Genomic DNA, 13,498 nt, shown 5'->3' with positions numbered 1-13,498 from the left:
GGAGGTGGGACACTTCTATTTTTATTATTTATCTATTAAAGCGATAAGTACCCAAACATCTAAACAATTCTACTTTATCCATGACCATAAGCCACCTCTCAAAAGAGAACGCAAAAAAAGCAGTCTCATTCTATGAAACTGCACTAAAAAGCTTATAACTGAACAAATAACTGAACAAACCCAGAAATCAACTTTTTAAGACAAAGCAAAAAGCCCACTGTTGTAGGCTTTTTGTAAGATATTTCTTAAAATTAAAGCATTTTGTTATCTTGCAGTGATTAGGTACAGAAAAACAGGCCTAAGCCTGCTCTAAATCTAACTTGATTTTCTCAAAAACTATTAAATTCAAATAAGCTGAGAAAACATAAAGGGTAACAAAAAGGGGACTTAAATTGATGAGTTCAGTAAGCAAGTAAATTGCACCTGTCATAGGTGCTTTTTATTTTACCTCTTGAATAGTACTGATTTCAGTCTCAAAGAGAGAAATCTCAGTTGGTTCATCAGGGCTAGGATTGTCAATGAGGATAGTGATTTCATCTTGCTCATCATTGTCCATTTCGTCAATAAAATCTATGACAAAACCTTTTATGACTTTACCGTCACTAGTTACTACCTGAACTCTTGAACGTAGGTAGTTCCAAAGTTGTTTACTCATTTACGGTCTCCTTTCCCATAGTGTTTTTTGCAGGTAAAAACGCCTAGAATAAACTAAGAGCTATGGTTTACTAACTGTTTTGCTTTTTTGTAGTAAGGTGTTAGGAAATTGATAAATCCTTGCTTATCACTTGGGTCATGTTCCTCTAAGAATATCATCAGCTCAAAATCATTGAGAGCGTCAAACATTTCAGGGTTTTCATTGTCCCAAGCCTCAGCAAAATCCTCATCTTCTCCAAAAAGGGAATTAAACTTAAAGGAAGAATCCCAAAAATTATCAATCTGACCATTGACTGCTTTTTCTAGCATGTCTAATACTTGTTGACTGTATTTCATAACACTAGACCTCTTTTTTTGAGTTCAGCCATGATAGCCTCTTCATCTTCTTTTGAAAACGTGGTAAACCTCAAATGTGATAGCTCTTCGTCAGTCATTTCAGCAGGGATTAAGGGAGCAGGCTTTTTAAGATTCCAGCTGCTTACTTGTTTTAACGCTTCTTCCAAATTCATAGACTTTACTCCTCTCTTAAATTCATTTCTAAAACAATGATACCTTTGTTCTGTTCCTTTACTTTGTACTCATTGTTCTATCTTGATTTTACCATAACTCTTGTACCTTAGTAGAACCTTAGTATTTTTAAATACATAACCTCACCAAAACCTCACCATTGGAAAACTTAGTTTACCTTGCCAAAACCTTTACATTCTACGATTCTAAAAAATATCAATACTTTAGGGTAATCTTAGGGCTTTTTACATAAGTATAAATCAATCCCCGTTTACAATACCTGCCAAATGTTCTATAGCTTTTTGCCTTACTCGATATACCGAGGCTGTAGATACACCTATTTCCTCAGCAACTTCCAAAGCTACAAGATCATTCAAATAAAAAAGTCTTAAAACAGAACGCTCAAGCGGATTGGCCAGCTTATCGATCAGCCTAGATATTTCCATTCTCTCTTCAGTAAGTCGCTCAATTCTCTGTAAAGTGTCCTCTTTTAGCTTCAGAACACTTATAAGGTTATTCTCTGCTGTATTTACCCTGCTTGTTTGTACTCTGGTAGTGCTCAGTTCTTGCTTTTTGATGATACCACTTTCTAAAGCTCCAAGCTCTAAATATAAGCCCTCTATTTCTTTATTGATCCACTTAACGCCCTCTAGTTTTTCTTTTACCTGCTCTGGTGTCATGCCTTGGCCTCCTTTGTGATATAATAATAGTGTTTGAAAATTATTGCTGAGGCGGAGCGCCTTGGCTTTTTTTGTTTTAGTTAAGTCCGAAAACGGACATTACTCATAGTATTCAATGTACTCAGGATCTCCGAAAAGACTTTCAGGCAAGCCACAAACATCTATTAGACATTGTACCGCTTGTACGTCTATCATTATCTCGCCCTTTTCAGCAATGTGATAGTATTTCTTATGTAAGGAGCCTAAATATAGCCCGTTTTTATATATTGAAAGGCCACCATTTCTACTAGGTAAAAGGCCTGTATAACGATTATATAAACCGTGTTTCATAGCATTATTGTTTCCATACTTCGGTTGCCTATTTCCTCGATTGCCTCTAGCAACTTGATTACCTGGTAAAAAACGCCCTCTAACATCTCTCTCCATTTAGCACCCTCTCACCGTGTTCGTTTCGGAAATTATACTTCATTGGAACGCTCTAAACGTTCCGTAAACCGTTCTAAAAAGTGTACCAGGTATTTTATCGCTGATACACTTTTGACTAGTTTTACAAGCTCTCAGATAGCCCTAGAGCCGTATCAAAATGATTAGAGTATGTTTCTAAGGCTGTATTCAATTCATCACTAGCTAAAACTAACATGAAAGCTAGATCACTTGCTGAACCGTTACTATCGACGATTGGAGTTTCATGATAACTCTTAGCATATCGTTTGAATACATTTAGCAGCTCAGCTAGTCTATCCTCTTTCAGGATATAGCTAGGCAAAGCAATGTTGTTAGCTGCTCCGATTTCATGTAATTTCTTAATGGCCAACGGATTGCGCTTGTATTTCTCTAAGTAACTTAGCAGCTCCTGCTCCGATACTTTCATAGTGCTCAGTAAGTTCAACTCAGCAACATTATCAGCCGTTACTGTTTCGTACTCTGATTTAATTTTCTCTAGTTCTGTCTGTTCAAAGTTCTCTAGCTTAGCTAGAATATTTGCAAACTCAGTATCTGAATACTGATCGGCCTCTTTCTTAAAATTCTCCAGGCGTAGCTCAGCCTCAGACTGATATAAAACCTGATTTCGAACTTTTTCCCAAAGTTCTTTTTTCATTGCTCCATAAGCCTCAATCTTTTGTTGCTTATAAGTGCCTAGGTTGTAAATTTGCGCCTTTATTTGTTCTAGTGTCATGATAATTCTCCTTTATTTCAATTCTAGCGCTCTTTTAGCTACTTGTTCCCAGTCCTTAGAATATAGAGCGCTAGCTTTTTTATCCCATCTCGGTCCTGTCCCTGGGGCTTTTTTATATTTTAGTAGTTCCTCTTTATTCGCAAAGAAAAACTTACGCTGTTTATCTGAAACGAACCCTTTTCGTTTCTTGCCGTAAAACTGCATTCTTGCATACGGCGCATTATAAACTATTCTCCCATTGGCCTTAGTCAAGTTTCCTCTTAGTTCCCCAGATCGCCTAGGTATAAAACGGTTCATGTCCATAACCATCTGATTAGTGACTGCCTCTTTAGCTCTCGCTAATCCCATAGGTGTTACTTTACGCTCAATACCTTTTAGATTTACCTTTACTTTTACTCCTGTTCCCAAAGTCCCTCCTTTCTATGACTAAAACAAAAAGAGACATGACAAAGAGTAGTTAAACTCTTATATCATGCCTCTAGTTTTCTAGTCAGCAGTAAATTTAGTCATAGTCAACATTTCCTGATGAACTGGTTTTCCGTTTTGCGTTTTAATAGTAAGACTGCCAAACTCAGGTAACTTGACTGACTCAATTATACCATTTTTTGAGAATAAAACAAAGCCTCTATCAAGCAAATCTTTAAGCTGTTCTGTCTTTTGTATCATATTAAACCTCCTCTATCTCGGGTGTACCTCCAGGTACGCCTGTAAACATTAAATAGTTTGGCCTGTAGTTATAACTAGGCTACAACAAGTGTCCAAACGGGTACAGTTGTAAGCTGACCCATTTTAGGGCTATCTTTGAGCGACAAATATGTCGAAAAGTCTTCGGTTCCTGTATAACCGTTATTAGTTTTGTTTGCTACTCATTTTTGAGTCACAAATCTGTTAAGCAAAAATGACTAATAGCTTGAAAGATAAGTAAATGTTGTAATCTAATCAACTATAAATCATTGAAATAACTGATATTTTAAACCATTCAATACTTTTTACTGCCCTTTTTAATGTACTTTCGCTCATTTTTGAGCTTTTTGAGTTCCACTTTTGAAAAGCAAACGCTGCGCTCAGCGCTTACTCATCTTTAAGCTGTTACTCTTTTTTGAGTAATAGCCTTGCTTAGGGTGCAGGTGCACCCCGTGCATACTTTTTTCAACCTACTCAATTTTGAGCGACCTTAGCCTTTAAGCTACTGATTGAGTATCGCTTATCTTTGATAGTAAATGACTTGAAAAAGTTACCCTCTAAGCCAGTTCTGACACGGCTGGCCACTCGTTCACTATACAAGCTAGCAATCTCTGAGCTGCTTAGATTTGTAGTAATAATGGTTTTATCTCGATTGCTGAGAATATCAAAAATAAACTCTTCTTCCCAGACTGATTTACCTTTATTACTAGCGTTGTCCGATTTTATACCTAAATCATCAAGTACCAGGTAATCAACCTCTTTTAGCATTCTTGAGTAGTGCCCCTCTAGACTAGTAGGAGAGTTAAAGCTCTCTCTAACTCTCCTAAGGATTTCTGTTAGATTGACAAACAACACGCTTTTAGGCTCTCCTTTGGCCTTGTAGCCCTCGTTTATAGCTTTAGCAATAGCTACGCTCAAATGGCTTTTCCCTATGCCTGTAGATCCTGTAAATAGGGTATTCCCTGTCATACCGTCCAGGTATTTATCTACCTGCTCCCTAGCAAATGCTAATAGTTGCTTTTCCTCGGCTGTCTCAGCTATGAAGTTCTCAAAGCTAGCCTCTTTTAACTCCCTAGGGATCGTACTGTCTCGCATAAGCACATTATAGGTTTTTAGGTAAATCTCAGCGTTTAGACTGTTATTAACTCCCTCTTGCTCTTGCCTATCAATTTGCTCCTGACAACATTCAGGGCAAAACTCTTGTATACTTCGTTCCTTACTGCCTCTTATTGGCGTTGATATTTGCCAATAATTGACCTTATGAACCTCACATACCTTTTCACTAATTTTTCTGTTGTTATATTGCTCAAATTTATTTTCCATTGCTCACCCTCCTAAAATGGGTTTTCCTCTGTTCGTGTTTTTAGCCATTCCTCACGGCTAATAGGCTCAGCTTGTTTAGGTGACTGTTTCAGCTTTTGCCTTTGCTCCTCATGCTGCTTAACTTGCTCAACTGTTCTAAGTCCTAATCCTTGCCAATTTGAAAGAATTGACCTGGTATATCTAATTGACTTACCAGCGTTTAGGATAGTTGCCTCAAGAGCATAGATAACTAGCTCTTGGCCATGAATTTCTAACAAGTCTCTCACTTCTTCCATCATTGTCCCATTGACTGACATTTGACCAAAAGCCGACTTTAATTTTTCAAAGATTGGATTTTCATGCTCGTCCTCGTCATTCTGACCTGACCTAGATTGACTTAGATTATCTTGACTTGACTTATATTGACTTAGATTATCTTGACTTGACTTATATTGACTTATATTGGGGAACCCATTGGTTTCCGTTTGGTTTCCACTTTGGAACCCATTGGGCTCCACTTCATAAAAACCCTGGCTTTTAAGGGTTTCTAGTAGCTCATGATAGACACTTTTTTTATATCTATCTTTCTTGATAGTATTCTGCTCATGAAAATCCACAATAAAATAAACCATTTCATCATTAAGCGGCCTGATAAATTCCTTGACTATCAAAAGTCCTAGGCTATCCTCACTAACCCCTATCATTCTAACAACAGGGAAAGCCTCTACTACTCCATCATCATCTGAGTTTTGAATTAAATGAAAATATAGAGCCTGTGCCTCTAACGGTAGCCGCAAAAATCTCTGAGTTTGGGTTACTGTCTTACTTATCATTCTACGATTTCCCATTTTTCTTCCGTTGCACCTCCTTGTTAATTCCCCTGATGATGTCATAATAAGAGTGACCAGCAGGAATGACATAGCCCTCTGTTTCAAATTTCACCCATTGCTCCACACCGTCCACAATTACCTTACGTAGATTTGTGATGGTGGGCGTCCATTGTTCTTTTTTCTTTGTCATTATTCCCCCTAATCTACTGCAAGAAAATTGTATATATCGGTCTTGCGGTAATAAATCTTCTTACTGTTCTCAAAAGGCGACTGATAAGGCTTTAAGCCGTGTTTTTCCCAATTATTCAACGTTGTTCCGCTGATCCCTAACTTTTCTAGTAGATCAGCTCTAGCAATTAAGTCCCAGCCGTCATTATGCTGCTTTTCAAGCTCAAGCCTTTTCTCTAAGTGATCTCCCACTTTCTCCAGTAGCTCAAGCTCTGCCTCTCTTGATAATAGTTGCATATTACACCCCTTTTCTAATTGTGCCGCTTGCCTGCTAGTTGAATATAACGCCCGTAGCAAGGATTTAAAACCTCGCTAGGTGTTTCTATCGCCTGTCTGCTTTCTCTCTCCATTTGAGCGCTTTTTTGGCGGTCTCGATGGTTTAAATAAAGCAGCAAGCCAATCAGTACCACGGAAAAGATGAGCGCCTGTGTATTGGTTAAATCTAGCTCATTCATTTTAGTATCCCCCTTTTTTGTAGATCAGCAGCTACTAAACTACGTAAGTACATCCAGGTTGACGTAGTTGCATGATTGATCCCGTTACTTAAATCATTTTCTTTTATTACTTGATCCAAGAAATTGAATAGCAACCAGTCAGGAGCTTTTCCATGTCTTTCTGTACATTCCTCGTCATATCTTTTTAATTCTCCAAGTAAATTCTCAACATTCCTATTAAAGAAATCCTCATGACTTGCCTCTTGCTTTTTATATGCCTCAGATAATTTGTAAAACTGAGTCCATAGCTGACTAATAGTTGACCTGCAATCTTCAGCAATCTCTGCTGCTCCATCATGATTTTTAGCTATATGCCACTCTGATAGAATATCTAGTTTTTCCTCAACAAGTTGTAGCCCTTTTTCAAATTCTTCAAAGTATGTGTTCATGTTTTTCCTCGATCATATTTTATTTTCTATAGTTGCTCCAGGACTTTCTCCCAAATTTGGGAAAGGTTCCACCAGCTTTTTAATGTCTTTCTTGCAATTGCTCACTGCCTCACACTCTCGGTCGCCAATATCTGAAAGCGTGAGAAAGTACCAGTTTAAAGAGTTAGCGCTCTCTCGTTTGGGCACAAATCACTATTTTGTGATATAATTTAATAAATACCTAACTAAATCCCATACTTGCTATTTGTGGTTTTAGTTGTTTGTGTGAAAAGCCTTACTAGTTTGCCGACTGTCTAGGCTTTTTTTGTTGCTTTAATAATCTTCTGCCAGCCATTCCATGACTTTCTGGTAAATACTATTCTTGACTTCTCCGCCTTGAATAACCTTACGGTACGTGATAGAGTTAATCCCTATTTGCTTTGCCGCCGCTTGATTTGTGAGCATATTATCAGCCTGCTTTCTTCGGATAGCCCTTGCTTGAGCTATGGTTATTGTCACCATCTTTTTTCTCCTTTCTTTGTTTGTAAAGATTTCCTTTACTTGATTACATTTTATAAAGTTTGTCTTTATTTGTCAAGAGAAAATATAAAAAAACTTTACAAAAGTTTTGTAAATCGTTATAATCTAAGTGAGGTAATATTAAATGAGTACAATAAAAAACAGGCTCAAAGCCTTAAGAAATGAAAAAGGACTTACTCAAGACGAGTTGGTTGCTGAATTAAATAGTAAATTAGGCGATAGCAAAAAGGCTATCTCTAAAATGACAATTTCAAATTGGGAAAATAATAAGCATTCGATAAAACAAGACAAGGCAGAATTACTAGCAGATTTCTTTGGTGTCTCTGTTTCATACTTATTAGGTTACGACGACCCTAAAGCTGAATACATAGTCTATGAGGACCAATTAGCAAAACTAAGGAAGACTAAAGGTATAACTCAGGAAGAGTTAGCTTCTTCGTTAAATTTCCCCTTATCACTCGTAAAAGATTGGGAAGCGGAAAAAAGAGGTTACACCAAAGAGCAGTTACAAATTTTAGGAGACTTCTTTGAAATTTCACCATCTGAAGTTCTAGGTATACACGTTACTAATTTTGACCCATTGGATGATAAAAATAACGAAAATGAGTTAACTAGTATATATAGAAATCTAACAGACTATAATAAAGAACGTTTAATGATTTACGCTAAAGATCTAAAAGCCTTGGAGGATTTCAATAAGGCAAACAACACCTAAAACAAACGAAAATAGGGCTATTCTCGTAGCTCTCAGCGCTATATAAAACAATATTCATAAATACTTGACTAAATCCCATACTTGCTTACTGATGTTAGAAAGGTATGACTATGAATATTACAGAATACAAAAAGAAAAACGGTGCTACAGTGTACCGTGCAAGTGTTTATTTAGGCGTTGATAAACTTACAGGGAAAAAGGCTAGGACAACAGTCACGGCCAACACTAAAAAGGGCGTTAAAATTAAAGCTAGGGAGGCTGTCAATGCTTTTGCAGCTAATGGATATAGTGTAAAGGAAAAACCGACCATTACAACCTATAGGGAGCTGGTCGCTTTATGGTGGGAGAGTTACAAGAATACAATCAAGCCAAATTCCCAGCAATCCATGGAGGGGATCGTAAGGCTTCATATTTTGCCTGTATTCGGTGATTACAAGCTAGACAAGCTCACTACTCCCATTATCCAGCAACAAGTCAATAAGTGGGCTGACAAGGCCAATAAGGGCGAAAAAGGGGCATACGCAAACTATAGCTTTCTAAACAATATAAACCGCCGTATACTCCAGTATGGCGTGACTATGCAAGTAATCCAGCATAACCCTGCGCGTGATGTCATTATCCCACGTAAACAACAAAATAAAGAGCATAAGGTCAAATTTTTCAGCAACCAGGAACTAAAACGGTTTTTAGACTACCTGGAAGATTTGGATCAGTCTAGTTATGAGAATTTCTTTGACTACGTGCTTTATAAGACATTGCTGGCTAGTGGTTGCCGTATCGGTGAGGCTTTAGCTCTTGAGTGGTCTGATATTGACCTTAAAAAAGGTACTATCAGCATATCTAAGACTCTAAATAGATACCAGGAAACAAATACGCCTAAATCTAAAGCAGGTCTAAGAGAGATTGACATAGACAAGGCTACAGTTTCCCTACTCAAACAGTATAAAAAACGTCAACAAGTCCAGTCATGGCAACTAGGACGGTCTGAGGGGATTGTCTTTACTCCTTTTACCACAAAATACGCCTACGCTTGTTTGCTAAGAAAGAGACTACAAAGTCACTTTAAAGCTGCTGGCGTTCCTGATATTAGTTTCCATGGTTTCAGACATACTCACGCTACAATCATGCTATACGCTGGCATAGAGGCGAAAGATTTACAGTATAGACTAGGTCACTCTAATATCTCAATGACCTTGAATACTTATGTCCATGCTACCAAAGAGGGAGCTAAAAAAGCCGTCTCAATCTTTGAGGCAGCTATCAGCAATTTATAAATAATAAGGGTGCCCCATTTTTGGGCTACCCTATTACTATACCTAAAATTAGTTATGGGTAACTAAAAGGGTAGTAAAATCAAAAAAAGCACTCTAGGATAGAGGCCTAAAGTGCTTAGTTTCAAGGCTTTACAGCCTATCTTATTCAATAAAATATTACAACATTTTGTTGTAGAATTCAACGACAAGTGCTTCGTTGATTTCTGGGTTGATTTCGTCGCGTTCTGGCAAACGAATCAATGAACCTTCCAATTTTTCAGCGTCGAATGATACGAATGCTGGACGTCCAAGAGTTGCTTCTACTGCTTCAAGGATAGCTGGAACTTTCAATGATTTTTCGCGAACTGAGATTACTTGACCTGGGGTTACACGGTATGATGGGATATCAACACGTTTTCCGTCAACAAGGATGTGCCCGTGGTTTACGAATTGACGTGCTTGGCGACGTGTAGTTGCAAGACCAAGACGGTAAACAACGTTATCCAAACGACGTTCCAAAAGAAGCATGAAGTTGAAACCTAGGATTCCGCCTTTGATTTTTGTAGCTTGTACGAACAAGTTACGGAATTGTTTTTCACCTACACCGTAAGTGAAACGAAGTTTTTGTTTTTCAGCCAATTGCAAACCGTATTCTGACAATTTAGAACGGTTGTTTGGTCCGTGTTGTCCTGGTACGTAGTTACGACGTGCCAATTCTTTACCTGTACCTGTAAGTGAAAGGCCAAGGCGACGAGCTTGTTTCCAAGATGGTCCTGTATAACGTGACATATGTATGTCCTCCTGATATAAATAATATTTCGGTGGAAATAGTCACTTAGAAAGCCCTGATTCGTGCAGATGCCCTTCGCCTAAACAGCCAAGGTTACTTGTCATAAGACACCTGTTGACGAGCTTCATGCTTTCCTGCTGCTATTTCACACAAGGGCTATTGTACCATGAAAAACTAGATTTGTAAAGGGATTTTACGCCTTTATTTCAATTTGAGGCTGAATGTAAACTTGCTTCCTAAACCATACTGACTTTCTGCTGTGATTTCGCCACCAAGCTGATGTGCTAGTTCTCGTGCAATCGCAAGTCCTAATCCATGTCCACCTGTCTTCATATTGCGCGAAGTTTCTACACGATAAAGTCGTTTAAAGATCTTTTCCAAATCCTCAGGAAGGATCCCCTGACCCTCGTCTTTCACACTGATTGTCAGCTCTTGTTCTGTTAATTGGGCAAGAACCTCGATTCTGGTTCCTGGTTCTGAATATTTAAAGGCATTGTTTAACAAATTGACCAAAATGCGAGAAAGTTTGTCAGAATGGCTCTTGATTTTCGCCGACTCAGGTGATACTTGAATGTAAACATCCCGCTCCTCTTGTTCAATCTGGAGTTGAAATTCACTCATTGACTCAATCAGCAATTGATCTAAAAATACCTCTTCGACTTCTTCATCAGCAGTATCTTGAGGTTGTGTATTGAGAGTCAAAACATCCAATTCCTCCACTAGCTTGTTTAGACGCTCAGTTTGCCGACCAATCGTGGCTAAGTAGTGGAGCCGCTCCTCTTCCTTAATCACCCCATCTAGAATTCCCTCCACAGTAACCTGAATGGAGGTAATGGGAGTTTTAATATCGTGAGAGAGCTGTGCAATCATCATTCTCTTTTCTTGCTCGCTCTCATCAAGTGATTGAAAGGTAGCTTGCAAATTGTGGGACATGTCATTAAAAGCCTGTCCCAGCTCTTGAAATTCTAATGGTCCTTTGGTTTCGATTTCTGTGCTGAAATCCTTGCTGGCTATATCCTGAGCTTGTTTTTTCAAATGTTTCAGAGAAGAGAACACAGGCGACAAAAGAAAGATGCTCACTGCAGCGCCAATGAAACTAGCAATCAAGGTCATTCCAACTAGAAAGTAAACTTCACTTTTCTCAATCAACATTCGTTGGACTGCCCAGAAAACGACCAAAATCGTTAGTAGAGTCGACACTAGATACCCCACTAAAATATAGTTTTTTAATTTCATTTTCTACCTCTTGGTTTTTCCATCTTATAGCCCAAACCCCAGACAGTTTTGATAGCAGGAGCATTTGAATTTGTATACTTGGTCAACTCTTGCCTCAAAGCATGGATATGAACATTGAGTGTATTGGTATCATCCACATAGTCCTCTTGCCATATCTTCTCGTAAAGTTCCGTCTTTGAAAAGACTCTCTCAGGATTGCTGGCTAATACCCATAGAAGTTCAAAGGATTTTACTGTCAATTCCAAAGGTTGCTCCCCAATGCGAACCTCATGAGTCACATGGTTGATCACTAAGTCACCAAACTCGATCTGTTCTGTCTCTCCTCCACGGCTAAGGCGACGCAAGATATTATTCACTCTTAAAACCAATTCGCGTGGGCTAAAGGGTTTGACTATAAAATCATCTGCCCCCAAACTTAACCCATAAATCTTATCCTGTTCGCTTGTCTTAGCAGTTGTAAAGAGGAAGGGTTGATCCGGAGCGATGTACTGAACTTCACTGATAAAATCATAACCGTCCATATTGGGCATCATGATATCTGTGATAATGAGGTCGATAGATTTTTTTCTGAAAAGCTCTAATCCCTCCTTACCATCATGGGCGACCAAAACGTCGTAACCTGCCTGTAAAAGATAGCGGTTTTGAATATCTAGAATATCTATCTCATCATCAACCAGCAAAATTGTCTTTTTCATCTGACACTCCTTCGATAAAAACAGTGTTATACTTGCTTTAGTATAACACTATTTTCCCTAATGTTTAAGTGATTTGAATCTTAATCTTCTCGTTTGGTTGTCAAACCCAAAAGTCCAACAAGACCTGCCAAGGCTAGACCAAAGATACCAAGGCCAGCTGTAGCCGTTTTAGCTTCCCCAGTATTTGGTAGCATCGCTCTATCATCTTTTTTCATCATATTAGCCATTGGGCTAGAAGCTGGTTGATCTGCTTTCATATCTGACATATGGTAATTTGTACCCATCATGCCCTCAGTCGTACCTGTAGAGCCTGTTTCAGAAGGCTTCGTATTCATCTGACCTTGTTGAGATGGTGTTGTCGCCATTTCTTTTCCACGAAGCTGAATCGTTACTTGACGAGTAGCATTCAGATTGGTCAAATCTGGTTTGCCGTCTTTAGCGCCATAGACTTTAACAGTAGCTAGATACGTATGGGTTCCGTTAGCTCGAAGTTGCTCCAGCAAGGCCTGACCATCTTTGCCAACCGTATTGCCATTCAAATCCACTTCGTAGAAATATTGACCTTTAGCCAAGCCTTCAAGTGGCAATAGAGCAGGATTTTTAGCTGTTCCGTTGTCTGACCATGGAGCCTTATCAGATGCTTTCAAGATAAGGCGAGTCAACATGCCGTCACCAGCGAAGAATTCGTATGGAATGACTTGATTGACACCAGCTGTGAAGGGACCAGGGAAGTTAGCCTTGTCCAAGTAAGTGGCTGGGACATCTACTGTATCTTTGGTATTGTCAGCCACACCTTTTTGTACTTCAGCTGGGGTGGTCGCTGGTTGCGATTCACTGGCTTCACGGTCTTGCCCAGAACCTGTAGACGCAGAACTTTCCACAGGTTTAACTGCATCTTCTGTTTGTTTCTTAGAGTCAGGTTGTGCTTGCACTTCTTCTTTTGGTGCTACTGCCGACTCTTTAGCAGTTGCGTCCGCTTTTTCTGACGAGCTTGTAGTATCCAAGCTTGCTTTAGGTGCTGAGTCTGCTTGTTCTGAAGGAAGAGCTACATCGACTGCTTTTTTGAGAGCCTCTGCTGGTAAGTCGCTCTTTTCACTCACCGAAGCAGCGTCTGGCACGACTTGGGCAGTAGTCGGATTGACGACATCAGCACGTGCAGAACTTGGTTGCCCTACTAGGACAAAGAAGCCACTAGCCACAACAACTGAAGCAACACCGACACTGAGACGGCGAATAGACCAACGAGTATATCTCTGATTTGGGTTGAATTTCATAGGATTCTCCTTAGAGTTTTCTTTTTTTGATGACTCTAGTATAATCTCCTAAAATTAAAAAGGATTAAGAA

The 13,498-nt window shown here is 39.0% G+C and carries 21 protein-coding genes; 2 read left to right on the top strand and 19 right to left on the bottom strand.

The features are described from left to right. Window positions 1-439: 439 nt before the first annotated feature. The 15 genes from HF881_RS08300 to HF881_RS08230 all read right to left on the bottom strand — a co-directional run bounded on the left by HF881_RS08300 (window position 440) and on the right by HF881_RS08230 (window position 7,443). Window positions 440-655: a hypothetical protein gene (locus tag HF881_RS08300; protein ID WP_169447107.1), complete on the bottom strand. Its 216-nt coding sequence runs from the start codon at window positions 653-655 to the stop codon at window positions 440-442. Window positions 656-708: 53 nt separating this feature from the next. Next, window positions 709-990, bottom strand: coding sequence for a hypothetical protein (locus HF881_RS08295; protein ID WP_169447106.1), 282 nt, complete (start codon window positions 988-990; stop codon window positions 709-711). Then, window positions 987-1,163 carry a hypothetical protein gene (locus tag HF881_RS08290; protein WP_169447105.1) on the bottom strand — a complete coding sequence of 59 codons (177 nt, stop codon included), beginning with the start codon at window positions 1,161-1,163 and terminating at the stop codon, window positions 987-989. The genes HF881_RS08295 and HF881_RS08290 overlap by 4 nt, the downstream gene beginning before the upstream one ends. A 258-nt stretch (window positions 1,164-1,421) precedes the next feature. Continuing rightward, the gene (locus HF881_RS08285) at window positions 1,422-1,841 is read right to left on the bottom strand and encodes a DUF1492 domain-containing protein (protein WP_169447104.1); all 420 of its coding nucleotides are present in this window, start codon (window positions 1,839-1,841) and stop codon (window positions 1,422-1,424) included. Window positions 1,842-1,940: 99 nt separating this feature from the next. Then, window positions 1,941-2,267 (bottom strand): hypothetical protein, encoded by a 327-nt coding sequence (locus tag HF881_RS08280; protein WP_169447103.1) that lies wholly within the window; start codon window positions 2,265-2,267, stop codon window positions 1,941-1,943. Between the two features lie 121 nt (window positions 2,268-2,388). After that, window positions 2,389-3,018 carry a hypothetical protein gene (locus tag HF881_RS08275; RefSeq protein ID WP_169447102.1) on the bottom strand — a complete coding sequence of 210 codons (630 nt, stop codon included), beginning with the start codon at window positions 3,016-3,018 and terminating at the stop codon, window positions 2,389-2,391. 12 nt (window positions 3,019-3,030) lie between these two features. Continuing rightward, window positions 3,031-3,426, bottom strand: coding sequence for a minor capsid protein (locus HF881_RS08270; protein WP_169447101.1), 396 nt, complete (start codon window positions 3,424-3,426; stop codon window positions 3,031-3,033). Window positions 3,427-3,504: 78 nt separating this feature from the next. Further along, window positions 3,505-3,684, bottom strand: a complete 180-nt coding sequence (locus HF881_RS08265; RefSeq protein WP_169447100.1) for a hypothetical protein — start codon at window positions 3,682-3,684, stop codon at window positions 3,505-3,507. A gap of 492 nt (window positions 3,685-4,176) precedes the next feature. Continuing rightward, window positions 4,177-5,025, bottom strand: a complete 849-nt coding sequence (locus tag HF881_RS08260; protein ID WP_169447099.1) for a DnaA/Hda family protein — start codon at window positions 5,023-5,025, stop codon at window positions 4,177-4,179. Window positions 5,026-5,036: 11 nt separating this feature from the next. Beyond that, complete coding sequence (locus HF881_RS08255; RefSeq protein ID WP_169447098.1) at window positions 5,037-5,852, bottom strand: DnaD domain protein; 816 nt, start codon at window positions 5,850-5,852, stop codon at window positions 5,037-5,039. After that, on the bottom strand, window positions 5,839-6,024 hold the full coding sequence (locus HF881_RS08250; RefSeq protein WP_169447097.1) for a hypothetical protein: 186 nt from the start codon (window positions 6,022-6,024) through the stop codon (window positions 5,839-5,841). Before HF881_RS08250 ends, HF881_RS08255 begins: the two co-directional genes overlap by 14 nt. A gap of 8 nt (window positions 6,025-6,032) precedes the next feature. Next, a complete protein-coding gene (locus HF881_RS08245) occupies window positions 6,033-6,299 on the bottom strand; it encodes a hypothetical protein (RefSeq protein WP_061865008.1) in 267 nt (88 codons plus the stop codon). A gap of 14 nt (window positions 6,300-6,313) precedes the next feature. After that, the gene (locus HF881_RS08240; protein WP_169447096.1) at window positions 6,314-6,517 is read right to left on the bottom strand and encodes a hypothetical protein; all 204 of its coding nucleotides are present in this window, start codon (window positions 6,515-6,517) and stop codon (window positions 6,314-6,316) included. Then, the gene (locus tag HF881_RS08235; protein ID WP_169447095.1) at window positions 6,514-6,945 is read right to left on the bottom strand and encodes a hypothetical protein; all 432 of its coding nucleotides are present in this window, start codon (window positions 6,943-6,945) and stop codon (window positions 6,514-6,516) included. The genes HF881_RS08240 and HF881_RS08235 overlap by 4 nt, the downstream gene beginning before the upstream one ends. A 312-nt stretch (window positions 6,946-7,257) precedes the next feature. Then, complete coding sequence (locus HF881_RS08230; protein WP_169447137.1) at window positions 7,258-7,443, bottom strand: hypothetical protein; 186 nt, start codon at window positions 7,441-7,443, stop codon at window positions 7,258-7,260. A 145-nt stretch (window positions 7,444-7,588) separates the two neighbouring features. On the opposite strand from HF881_RS08230, the gene HF881_RS08225 reads away from it, so the two are divergent. Both HF881_RS08225 and HF881_RS08220 read left to right on the top strand, forming a co-directional pair. After that, window positions 7,589-8,179 (top strand): helix-turn-helix transcriptional regulator, encoded by a 591-nt coding sequence (locus HF881_RS08225; protein ID WP_169447094.1) that lies wholly within the window; start codon window positions 7,589-7,591, stop codon window positions 8,177-8,179. A 110-nt stretch (window positions 8,180-8,289) separates the two neighbouring features. Further along, a complete protein-coding gene (locus HF881_RS08220; RefSeq protein ID WP_169447136.1) occupies window positions 8,290-9,453 on the top strand; it encodes a site-specific integrase in 1,164 nt (387 codons plus the stop codon). 156 nt (window positions 9,454-9,609) lie between these two features. Here the strand turns inward: HF881_RS08220 and rpsD are convergent, their stop codons facing one another. The 4 genes from rpsD to HF881_RS08200 all read right to left on the bottom strand — a co-directional run bounded on the left by rpsD (window position 9,610) and on the right by HF881_RS08200 (window position 13,427). Continuing rightward, the gene (rpsD, locus tag HF881_RS08215; protein ID WP_169447093.1) at window positions 9,610-10,221 is read right to left on the bottom strand and encodes a 30S ribosomal protein S4; all 612 of its coding nucleotides are present in this window, start codon (window positions 10,219-10,221) and stop codon (window positions 9,610-9,612) included. 202 nt (window positions 10,222-10,423) lie between these two features. Continuing rightward, entirely contained in the window at window positions 10,424-11,458 is a 1,035-nt protein-coding gene (locus HF881_RS08210) for a HAMP domain-containing sensor histidine kinase (protein ID WP_143989092.1), read from the bottom strand. Next, window positions 11,455-12,153: a response regulator transcription factor gene (locus HF881_RS08205; RefSeq protein ID WP_169447092.1), complete on the bottom strand. Its 699-nt coding sequence runs from the start codon at window positions 12,151-12,153 to the stop codon at window positions 11,455-11,457. Before HF881_RS08205 ends, HF881_RS08210 begins: the two co-directional genes overlap by 4 nt. Before the next feature lie 80 nt (window positions 12,154-12,233). Then, complete coding sequence (locus HF881_RS08200; RefSeq protein ID WP_169447091.1) at window positions 12,234-13,427, bottom strand: fibronectin-binding SSURE repeat-containing protein; 1,194 nt, start codon at window positions 13,425-13,427, stop codon at window positions 12,234-12,236. Window positions 13,428-13,498: the final 71 nt, after the last annotated feature.

Origin of the sequence: Streptococcus sp. WB01_FAA12 (assembly GCF_012843315.1) — a bacterium.
Classification (GTDB): domain Bacteria; phylum Bacillota; class Bacilli; order Lactobacillales; family Streptococcaceae; genus Streptococcus.
Note: the sequence above shows the minus strand (reverse complement) of the source record. Positions and strands in the feature narration are given on the sequence as shown.

Coding starts and splice junctions, on each gene's coding strand:
- HF881_RS08255 (WP_169447098.1), bottom strand. CDS start 5,852: ATGGGAAATCGTAGAATGATAAGTAAGACAGTAACCCAAACTCAGAGA.
- HF881_RS08210 (WP_143989092.1), bottom strand. CDS start 11,458: ATGAAATTAAAAAACTATATTTTAGTGGGGTATCTAGTGTCGACTCTA.
- HF881_RS08295 (WP_169447106.1), bottom strand. CDS start 990: ATGAAATACAGTCAACAAGTATTAGACATGCTAGAAAAAGCAGTCAAT.
- HF881_RS08240 (WP_169447096.1), bottom strand. CDS start 6,517: ATGAATGAGCTAGATTTAACCAATACACAGGCGCTCATCTTTTCCGTG.
- HF881_RS08300 (WP_169447107.1), bottom strand. CDS start 655: ATGAGTAAACAACTTTGGAACTACCTACGTTCAAGAGTTCAGGTAGTA.
- rpsD (WP_169447093.1), bottom strand. CDS start 10,221: ATGTCACGTTATACAGGACCATCTTGGAAACAAGCTCGTCGCCTTGGC.
- HF881_RS08250 (WP_169447097.1), bottom strand. CDS start 6,024: ATGACAAAGAAAAAAGAACAATGGACGCCCACCATCACAAATCTACGT.
- HF881_RS08265 (WP_169447100.1), bottom strand. CDS start 3,684: ATGATACAAAAGACAGAACAGCTTAAAGATTTGCTTGATAGAGGCTTT.
- HF881_RS08220 (WP_169447136.1), top strand. CDS start 8,290: ATGAATATTACAGAATACAAAAAGAAAAACGGTGCTACAGTGTACCGT.
- HF881_RS08275 (WP_169447102.1), bottom strand. CDS start 3,018: ATGACACTAGAACAAATAAAGGCGCAAATTTACAACCTAGGCACTTAT.
- HF881_RS08200 (WP_169447091.1), bottom strand. CDS start 13,427: ATGAAATTCAACCCAAATCAGAGATATACTCGTTGGTCTATTCGCCGT.
- HF881_RS08225 (WP_169447094.1), top strand. CDS start 7,589: ATGAGTACAATAAAAAACAGGCTCAAAGCCTTAAGAAATGAAAAAGGA.
- HF881_RS08260 (WP_169447099.1), bottom strand. CDS start 5,025: ATGGAAAATAAATTTGAGCAATATAACAACAGAAAAATTAGTGAAAAG.
- HF881_RS08205 (WP_169447092.1), bottom strand. CDS start 12,153: ATGAAAAAGACAATTTTGCTGGTTGATGATGAGATAGATATTCTAGAT.
- HF881_RS08285 (WP_169447104.1), bottom strand. CDS start 1,841: ATGACACCAGAGCAGGTAAAAGAAAAACTAGAGGGCGTTAAGTGGATC.
- HF881_RS08280 (WP_169447103.1), bottom strand. CDS start 2,267: ATGGAGAGAGATGTTAGAGGGCGTTTTTTACCAGGTAATCAAGTTGCT.
- HF881_RS08290 (WP_169447105.1), bottom strand. CDS start 1,163: ATGAATTTGGAAGAAGCGTTAAAACAAGTAAGCAGCTGGAATCTTAAA.
- HF881_RS08245 (WP_061865008.1), bottom strand. CDS start 6,299: ATGCAACTATTATCAAGAGAGGCAGAGCTTGAGCTACTGGAGAAAGTG.
- HF881_RS08235 (WP_169447095.1), bottom strand. CDS start 6,945: ATGAACACATACTTTGAAGAATTTGAAAAAGGGCTACAACTTGTTGAG.